Raw genomic sequence first — 9102 nt, forward strand, 5'->3', positions numbered from 1 at the left:
CTGAGGACGATCGTAACGGGTGTCAGCTGTATGGTGGTTTGTAGAATTTGAGATCCCGAAGTTGTGACCACCCGCACCACGCAGAGATATAGCGGTAATAGGTTTGTACGGTGTTCTGCTTGAGTCCCCGATCTTCCCCGAGATGCCGCGCGTACTCGCGGAACACTCGCTCGTCGAGGTCTTCGAAGGTCGGCTCCCGGTCGACGTCGTCGGGGACGATCCCGGTCCAGTCGTCGTCGCCGCGGTCGCCGGCGGCCCACTCGGCGAACCGCTCGAGCTCGCGTGCAGCGTTTCGTCGATAGTTCCCACCGTCCCCACCGCGGCCTTTCCCCTTGTCCTGGAGGTAGCGCTCGAAAGAGTTCGCAAGTGACTGCTCAGCGCGCTCTCGGGATGTCTTATCGGGAGTCATGGTTCCTCGTCCATGTACTGGTAGGTCGGCCGAACGTTCTCAAGGAGCTCTTCGGCGATTTCCCAGAGAATCAGGGAGGGAGTCTCGTGTTCAAATGTGATCCCCCAGCGGTCCTCCTTATCGGCGGCTGAGTACTGGAAATGCGCCTGTCCGAGATCGGAGTGGTCCTCGTCCTGGTGCCAGCCAGCGTGAAAGCCCGTGTTCGGGTCGGTGTAGTTGATACGGAACCAATCGTGTGGGTCCTGTCGATACCATTTGACGGTCAGTTCCGGCGAATCAGGACCTGCCGGGGGATCAAGACGGGCCGGATCGAAAACCGCTCGCAGCTGCTTGGCCTCGATATCGTCCGGAACGTACTCGACGGCCGTGATCTGTGGCACACGGTCGAGGACGTCTCGCTTCAGCTGGGCGTAGAGGTTCGCGTTCGGATCACCACCCGGATGTGGGACCGACATCCGTTAGCTGCTGGCCTCGGCAGGCTCTGTCGTCGGAGCGAGGAAGTCCCATTCGCGGATGGCGAAGCCAACGATCTGGAGACGCCGCTGAAGGTGCTCCCACTCGCGGGCAATCTCACGGCGACGGTCTTCCTCGTCAGCGTCAAGGGACTCGTCAGCGAGTGTCCCGCGTAGCTGATTCGGTGACTCGACGCCGAATTCATCCTCCCAGTTGCGGATCTGCGTCTTCATATCGGCGAGACGGTTCGTGAGTTCCTCGACCGTGTGCCCGCTGTCTCGAAGACGCATCGCCTCCTGCATCGCTTGGCGGCGGTGATCTGGGTAATACGTCGTGTGGGTGCCGTTTTCGTCACGATGGAGGATTCCATCGTCTACGAGGCGTTCGAGGACGCGTTTGGTTGGTTCGTGTGACCAGCCCGCTTCGGAGGCGATCCAGTTTGCCGTCCGCGGCTCCGACAGCTGTCGGGCGGTCATCCTCACGCGGTCTTCGCCCGTTGTCTGGCGTTCCATCAGGCCCTCGGAGTTCGATTCGTCTTCGGTCATACAACACCGTTCGGGCTTTGTCTTAATATAGGTTGAGGTCATTAGGTCTATACCGAAACTAATTCTTCGCCATCGCCTCGACCTCGGTTGAGGAGGGCCAGAGCAAACTCGAACCCTGTTCTTGACGGCTCTACCCCGGGGGAAGCGCCGTCGTGAGGCAGTTGCAGCATTCGTGCTCACCCGACGGCGTCGGGGTACTTCAATATGATCGTGATTACGGGCATAATCAGGACCACTTGCTGTATTCGCCCCATCAGGAGAATACCGGCATCTGGAGTCTCTTACCCCCGGAATTCCGTACTACAGGAAATTATATATTGTATATCGCTATACAAAATCCCGGACCTCGCTCTGCGCCACAGATTCGGCGTTTGGATTTCTACAAACCACCAGTTGGACGACACTTTTCACGTCTTGCGGCTCAGAAAATCAGCCCATAAGTTCGTTCTCTGGCTCTTCACTCCGGAGATCGACCAATCAAATGGAATTGAATCGTAGATGAGAGGTACAATCAGAATATCGAAAATGTGAGAACGTTAGTTCTGCTCTGATTCGAGTTCCTCTACCCGACGTTTCACCCCTAATATACCGATGTGTAATCAGGGGAAGGCTGCTTAGGGAGCGGTACTAAACTCGTCGAACAGTGCGATAACCCGCTGTTCGATTTCGTCACGAATCTCGCGCACTCGCTCTAGGTCTTCCCCATCAGGATCGTCGAGCGCCCAGTCGCGCACCTCGACAGCACTCCCAACTGCGCCGACGTCTAGTGTGGAACAGCCCATTGTCGCGACGTAGTCGCACGACTGAAGTTCGTCGATTGTGATTTCGCGCGGCGTTCGATCGGAGAGGTCGAAGCCAGTCTCGTCCATCACGTCGATCACTTCCTCGTGGACGTGGTCGGCCGGATGCGTCCCGCCAGTCAGGATTTCGACGCGGTCGTCGAGGCTACGGCGGTCGCGTTCGCGCTCTGCGAACGCCGTGGACATCTGGGAACGACCAGCGTTTTGGACGCACATGAAGGCGATACGAATCGGTTCAGCCGAATCAGTATTCGTGGACATTGGCTTGGGTGGTAATTAGTCGTCGTTTGTAGTCGGTTCAGGAGCGGATGGGCCAGGGCTTCCAGTCCCAGACCCACTCCAGTCGAGTTTGCGCTGGAAGTAGAGCGCAACGTTGACCAGCGCGAGTAACACCGGCACCTCAATGAGCGGCCCAATGACGGTCGCAAAGGCAACTCCGGAGCCGACGCCGAACACTGCGACCGCGACCGCGATTGCCAACTCGAAGTTATTCGAGGCAGCCGTGAACCCGATCGCGGTCGTCGTCGAGTAGTCCGCACCGATTCCCCGGCCCATGCCGAAGCTCACGAGGAACATCACCACGAAGTAGATCGTCAGTGGCACGGCGATCAACAGGACGTCCGCGGGCGCGGCGACGATGTTCTCGCCCTGCGTGGCGAACATCACGATGATGGTGAACAGCAGCGCGACAAGCGTCAGGGGATCGATCTTCGGAATGAACACCTCGTCGTACCACTCCTCGCTCTTGATCCGCGTTCCGACATAGCGGGTGAGAAAGCCCGCTGCGAAGGGAATCCCGAGGAAGACGACGATCGCCTCGAACACCTGCATCGGCGTGATGTCGAAGGTGGTGATGCCGGCGACGAGCGTCTCCATACCCAGTAGTGGTGGCAGGAACAACGCGAAGAACCAGACGTACACCCCGTAGGTGATGATCTGGAACAGGCTGTTGAACGCGACCAACCCAGTTACGTACTCGGTCGAGCCCTCGGCGAGTTCGTTCCAGACCAGCACCATCGCGATACACCGGGCCATCCCGATGAAGATGAGTCCAAGGAAGAATTCGGGGCGAGCCGGCAAGCCGGGAACCAGCCCGCTGAAGAAGATGACTGCGAGCCCGAACATTAGCGTCGGGCCGATCAGCCAATTCTGGATGAGACTCAGCCCGAGTACCCGCCAATTGCTGAAAACGGTCGGAAGCTGCGAGTAGTCCGCCTTTGCCAGCGGTGGGTACATCATCAGCACGAGTCCGATCTCTACGAGGTGGAGGTTCTGAATCGGCTCAGTCACCGACGGGGCAACGTATCCGAGTCCCACGCCAATGGCCATTGCGCCGAATATCCAGACGGTGAGGTACTTGTCGAGGAAGTCCATCGACCGCGGGTCACCACAGCTCTCACAGTCGCAGTTCGGCCCGTGATCATGGGTATCGACGTTACTCATCGCTCACGCTCCCTTCGAGGACGGTGACGAGGGCGACCGCACGGTTGGTTGCCCGATACTTCTTCCAGCGGCCGTCCTTCCGCCCGTCGACAAGGCCCGCGTCGACGAGCGCCGAGAGCGCGTGACTGAGACCGCTCTCGGTCACGTCGACGACCGCGTGCAACTCACAGACGCAGAGTTCCTCTTGGGCTGCAACGAGCACACGGACGAGCGTATATCGTGTCTCATTGGATAGTGCCGAGAGCACATTGAGTTCAGTATTCACCTGCGCTTCCCCAAGTGCTGCTTCGAGCGTGCCGAGTTCGTCGAGCCGCCGCTCGACGTCCTCGCTGCGACACTCCCCGAGTTCGTCGTCGAGATAGCGTCGTAATCGATCTGTGGCTTGTGCCATTAGCATCTAGTTGAGAAACGACTCAATTAGTACTTTCGTTTACGAACGAACGTACCCGGACAACAATCCCCATATGATCATATATGGGCGTTTGATTGAAGACCGGTCGAACTAAGTTAGTTGAACAACAACACAACTAATACATGGCGAGCGAATCAACCACCCGAACCCGTGTCGTCTCGCGTGCAAGTGACGCCACCCGCAAACAACGCGACGGAACTGAGTTTACGGGCGCATTCGGCCAGCGAACCGGTGATTCGGATCTCCTCTTCGTCGAGGGGCAGCTCCCGGAACGGGATGGAACAGTAGAAAGCAATGACTCTGCGTCGAAGCAGCTGGAACTTTGCCTAGAGAACCTCGAATCCGTCCTCGCTCAGCGCGGGCGGACCATTGAGAACGTGCTTCAGGTCACACTCTACCTCGCGGACATGGACGCGTACGAGCAGGTGAACGAGACGTATGAACAGTACTTCGAGGAGACGTATCCCGCGCGGACAACGGTCGGCGTCTGTGAACTGCTCGGCGGTGCTACAGTCACCGTCGACGCCGTCGTCGCTGTCGAATAACGACAACTGACGGCTACGAATACCATACGGGGCTGTTTCTACCGATGAAGAGTGTCGTCAGGGTAGAGAATGACGACGTCACGGTGTTGTTCGAGGGCGATGAAGACGTAAGTACTGCATTCTAATGCAGGGACTCAGACGATGAAGACGTTGAACACAACACCAACCACGACTCCGATCGTGACGACCGTCCCGGCGTAGACGAGCAACAGCCGGCGCTTGAAGAGCTTGTTCAGGAGGATCAGGTTCGGAATGCTCACTCCCGCGCCACCGATGACGAACGCGAGGACCGTCCCGATCGCAATACCCTGCTCGCTGAGCGAGGCAGCGATAGGTAGCATTCCGCTGAGGCTGATGTAGACCGGCGCACCGGCCAACGCAGCTAGCGGGACGGCTAGCGGATTCTCCGACCCGAGGACGGTGTGGAGAACATCAACTGGAACGACACCGTGAATTAGCGCCCCGAGCGTCATTCCGAGAATGAGGTACGGAAGCGTATCAACGAAGAACGACCATGCCTCACGTGCGGCAGTCTCAACGTGCTGGCTGTGCGTCTGATTTGCCGTGTCGGAACTACCTGCACAACAATCAGCGGTTCCGCCGTCCGTTGCAATGGTCTGCTCCGTTTCCTCAACGATCCGGACGTCTTTGATGTGCTCACCCAGCCCAAGCCGACCGATAACAATTCCACCGATGACAGCAGCAACGAATGTCATAACGACGTAGTAGATCGTGATCTCGATTCCAAACAGACCGATAAGTAGAATCACCGCGATCTCGTTGACGAGTGGCGACGCAAGCAAGAACGAGAATGCGAGTCCGAGTGGTGCACCTGCTTGAAGTAGTCCAGCGAGGACAGGGACAGTCGAACACGAGCAGAACGGTGTCACCGCGCCCAGGCCAGCGGCAGCAACATTACCGGTTCCTTCATCGTGGCCACGGAGTTTGCGCTCGACTTTCTCCGGAGGGAGGTACTCTTGTGCAAGGCCTACGAGGAAGGAGGCTCCAATGAATAACGGAACGAGAATGACGGCGAGGTGGAGGAAATAGTCCCAGGAGTCGAGTAGTGCCTCGCCGAGTCCTGGTGGAAGCATCTCAAGCATCCTCCTGGATAGCGTGGGCGAGGTCGAGTAGTTCGAAGACCGCTGTATCGGCGATACGGTAGTAGCTCCACTTGCCTTTCTTACGGGACTTGACCAGTCCTACCTCTTTTAATTTCCGGAGGTGGGTAGCGACCGTCGATTGCGGAGCGTCGAGGACGACCTGTAATTCACAGCCACAGCACTCCGAGTCCCGGAGAGCCTCAAGGATGCGGAGCCGATCCTCATTGCCAAGCGCCTTGAAGACAGCCGCTTGTCCGGCAACATCCTGTTTCGGTAGCCGTACATTCTGTAAGGTAGCGATCCGATCTTCTGGGTTATCATAGAGTCGTTCGAGTGCATTCACAGCATCGTCGGGCGGGGATTCTGTTCCAGACATATTTTGATTATACGTTTTGAATTATTCGCAGCAGCTGTTTGAATCGGACTCTGACGAATCAGCTGGAACTTCTTCAATAGTCGAGCCACAGCAGTCCTCTTCTTCATCTTGGCCATAGCAGTCAGCTGGGACTTCTTCGATAGTTGAGCCACAGCAGTCCTCGTCTTCATCTTGGTCGTAGCGGTCAACGAGTCGATTCCAGATTCGGCCGAGGGCACTTTGAGCCATTACATTATATTGTATATTCACGATTCGTCTTAAAGATTGGGACTCTCCTCGAATCATATTCTGATCAATCTCGGAGGTCTATTAGGACAGCTGAAAGAGTTGGACCACGCCACTGTTCAAATTGTCTGCTCTGCTCTGTTGAATCCGCAGAAAGTGATGCATTCTGACCGGAGTACAGTCAATACGGGTGACTTGCGAATTGCTCAGTACAGAACGTGGGTCTATCAGCGCAGATGCCATACCTTAAGCGTAATTCGCTTTTGCTCGTCGATACGCGGTGACAACAAAATACAGACAGATCGCTACCGTGAACAGCCAATGTGGGTATGTGAACAGGTCGATTAAGAACGTTACAGGAGGTTCACTGAGAATCAAAGCGATAAGAACTCCAATAATAGCGAGAACCGCGATGAAAATGCATCCCATGAGTGCCGTATCACGGAGAACTGAACGTCGGCCCATGCAAACAATATATCTAGATATACGTCTTCCGCGTTACACACGCAGGTGTAGTTAGCGTTCAGGAGTTTGTCTTCACTCACTATTCTCTTCGGATTGGTCGTCTGTGATGGGCTCGAGGGATTCTTCCATCCGTTCGAAATGAGCTTCACGGAGCGCTTCCTCTGACGGCTCTTTCTGCACGACAGACGTACCCTCAGGCAGCTCTACGTCCTCATCCACCAATGGGTCTACGTCGACCACCATTTTGCGAATCTCCATATCCCGATTGATTTTCCCGACCAGCTGCTCGAACGCCGTCTCACGTTCCTGCCGGATCCGCCGGAGCTCTCGGACCTTCCGCTCGAACTCCGTCTGTACTGCCCAATCATACACGCGACGCCCGAGGATCGTGAGCTCATACCGCTTCTCTGTCCCATGCTCGGTTGGCCTGTGACTCACCGTGAACACGTTGCGCTCAACACCTTCCGAGAGCCGTGAGGACACTGTCGATCCACTTACTGCAACCGCGTCGACGAGTGCGTTGAACGTCGCTGTTCCCGTCCCGATCTCCGTGATGAGTTCCGCCGCTCCCTTCTTCCGAAGAAACGCCTCAAGTTCGTCCAAGCCCATCGTACCTCCCTGTTCTCCACCCACCACTATAAACCCAACCGAAATTTGATTCATACTGATTCTTGACTCACATCGAATTGTAGCCACAATCAATTCTCCAAGTATAGCACGTATACCCCTTCATATGTCTCCCACCACAAGCCAAGAGCAGACAATCGACATTAATGCACAATCAATCTTTCACTCTATCCTATACTGATATTCACCCTTTCTCAACAGACACGTCTACACAGTATCACTCCAGTATCTGGTCGACCGCAGCCCTGAAACAGAACAACTCGCCCCAGAGGTGGCTCAATGCCAACTGATCCGTCGGCTGTCGCTGAGTCAATCATTGTCCACGCGGAGACGCTCTGTGAGCGTGAAGACCACCTCTGGGACGTCATCCGGAAACTCTCAATTCCCGTCGCCGAATTGGAAGATACCCGCGATCAGAACCGCGTAACCTTTGGAACTGACGAAATGTTCCGCACGCTCTTGTTCAAAGGAATTCGTGGCATCTCCCAGAACGAATTAGCGCAACGACTTGGTCGGGAGCCGAGCTTAGTCAAGAGCTTCCACCTCGATATTACCGATCTCTCGAATACACCGACCCAACAACAGCTCTCGTACACGCACGCGCAGTTCAGCGAGGATACCCAGAAAGTCCTCAATCGCACGGTTGCTGGCGTCCGGCAAGTTGCTCTCGACAACGACGTCCTCACAGAAGGGCTCGTCCCATCAGTCCCAGCCAAAACCGAGGAAGAGTCACAAAGCGCGAATGAGTACAAGAAGGAGAAGGCCCAGAAGACGCTGACGCTCGCTCGAAAACACGTTATCCCTGAGTTCGACACGCACCGAGCAGCCCACAAGACGTACTCCGACGAGGTAATGCTGGATATGTTTGCGAGTATCTGCGCGAACAACGGCAGTGCTCATTCAGAAGCCGAGTACGGCTGGCTCACCAACGACGACCTCATTTGTGACGACTCGACCTTTCTACGGGCAATCAAGAAGATCGCGACACCGGAAGACTCGGACGGCCAGCTCACGTTCGAAGATTTTGAGGACGATGATTCGATGCCCGAAATCGACCGGATTCGGGACGCAATTATGACAGCGTTCAACGCCGCGACGGAAAACATCATCAACTCAATTCGCGGAGACGACCCGTTCGACTCTCGGGAGACCGTCGCAGCGATCGACATCACGCACAAGCAGTTCCACGTCTGGCCGTGGGAGGACAAAGAAGCGGGTATCGCGAAGCCGGACTATCCGAAGATGGTGAGTGGGTACAAGAAAGACGGCGAGTACAAGCGTGGATACAAGTACGCGACGATCACCTTAGTAGGAGACCACGCACCGATTGTACTCGGCATCGAACCAGTGAAAGAGGACTCTGCGTGGGAACCCGACGACTCTCCATCGTACTCGAAAGCCGACTTAGTAAGTCGGTTGCTTGACCGGGCCGAGCAGTTCGTCGACCTGGATATGGTGATGTTCGACCGTGGATTCTACGTCAATCGAGTGTACGCAGATGTTCACGAACGCGGGCTCACGTACCTTTCCCCAGTGCCGACGTACGAGGATGACTTGGCGGCAATTCAGGATATTCATACTCACGGACATAAATACGTAAAGACATCTGGAACTTTGATTCGGTTGAGTGCAGAGAGAGCAGCATCACGAAGATCGTCAAGCGTCTCGAACAGACGGTTCCCAAGTTCTTGATCGAGTT

Annotated in this window: 9 protein-coding genes and 3 pseudogenes; 2 read left to right on the forward strand and 10 right to left on the reverse strand. The window is 55.9% G+C overall.

Going from position 1 to position 9102, the window contains the following annotated elements:
• Nucleotides 1-67: 67 nt before the first annotated feature.
• The 6 genes and pseudogenes from PGX04_RS21710 to PGX04_RS21735 form a co-directional block, all read right to left on the reverse strand.
• A pseudogene (locus PGX04_RS21710) lies at nt 68-409 on the reverse strand (site-specific integrase); the annotation flags it as partial.
• Nucleotides 406-864 carry a hypothetical protein gene (locus PGX04_RS21715; protein WP_273740411.1) on the reverse strand — a complete coding sequence of 153 codons (459 nt, stop codon included), beginning with the start codon at nt 862-864 and terminating at the stop codon, nt 406-408. The pseudogene PGX04_RS21710 and the gene PGX04_RS21715, both read right to left, overlap by 4 nt.
• 3 nt (nt 865-867) lie before the next feature.
• Complete coding sequence (locus PGX04_RS21720; protein ID WP_337959482.1) at nt 868-1449, reverse strand: DUF7342 family protein; 582 nt, start codon at nt 1447-1449, stop codon at nt 868-870.
• Nucleotides 1450-2021: 572 nt separating this feature from the next.
• Complete coding sequence (locus tag PGX04_RS21725) at nt 2022-2468, reverse strand: low molecular weight phosphatase family protein (protein ID WP_273740413.1); 447 nt, start codon at nt 2466-2468, stop codon at nt 2022-2024.
• 15 nt (nt 2469-2483) lie between these two features.
• The gene (gene arsB / locus PGX04_RS21730) at nt 2484-3650 is read right to left on the reverse strand and encodes an ACR3 family arsenite efflux transporter (RefSeq protein WP_273740414.1); all 1167 of its coding nucleotides are present in this window, start codon (nt 3648-3650) and stop codon (nt 2484-2486) included.
• Nucleotides 3643-4041, reverse strand: coding sequence for an ArsR/SmtB family transcription factor (locus PGX04_RS21735; protein WP_205251205.1), 399 nt, complete (start codon nt 4039-4041; stop codon nt 3643-3645). The genes arsB and PGX04_RS21735 overlap by 8 nt, the downstream gene beginning before the upstream one ends.
• 143 nt (nt 4042-4184) lie before the next feature.
• Between PGX04_RS21735 and PGX04_RS21740 the strand changes: the two genes are divergently transcribed.
• Nucleotides 4185-4607 (forward strand): RidA family protein, encoded by a 423-nt coding sequence (locus PGX04_RS21740; RefSeq protein WP_273740415.1) that lies wholly within the window; start codon nt 4185-4187, stop codon nt 4605-4607.
• 134 nt (nt 4608-4741) lie between these two features.
• Here the strand turns inward: PGX04_RS21740 and PGX04_RS21745 are convergent, their stop codons facing one another.
• From PGX04_RS21745 to PGX04_RS21755, 3 genes are all read right to left on the reverse strand, one after another.
• Nucleotides 4742-5701: a permease gene (locus PGX04_RS21745; RefSeq protein ID WP_205251916.1), complete on the reverse strand. Its 960-nt coding sequence runs from the start codon at nt 5699-5701 to the stop codon at nt 4742-4744.
• A gap of 1 nt (nt 5702) precedes the next feature.
• Nucleotides 5703-6086: an ArsR/SmtB family transcription factor gene (locus tag PGX04_RS21750; RefSeq protein WP_205251207.1), complete on the reverse strand. Its 384-nt coding sequence runs from the start codon at nt 6084-6086 to the stop codon at nt 5703-5705.
• Nucleotides 6087-6848: 762 nt separating this feature from the next.
• Nucleotides 6849-7385 carry a hypothetical protein gene (locus PGX04_RS21755; RefSeq protein ID WP_273740416.1) on the reverse strand — a complete coding sequence of 179 codons (537 nt, stop codon included), beginning with the start codon at nt 7383-7385 and terminating at the stop codon, nt 6849-6851.
• Nucleotides 7386-7682: 297 nt separating this feature from the next.
• On the opposite strand from PGX04_RS21755, the pseudogene PGX04_RS21760 reads away from it, so the two are divergent.
• Nucleotides 7683-8987 (forward strand): annotated as a pseudogene (locus PGX04_RS21760) (ISNCY family transposase); the annotation flags it as partial.
• Here the strand turns inward: PGX04_RS21760 and PGX04_RS21765 are convergent.
• Nucleotides 8984-9102, reverse strand: a pseudogene (locus PGX04_RS21765) (IS630 family transposase); the annotation flags it as partial. The pseudogenes PGX04_RS21760 and PGX04_RS21765 sit on opposite strands and share 4 nt — an antisense overlap.

The organism is Natrinema soli, from assembly GCF_028618695.1.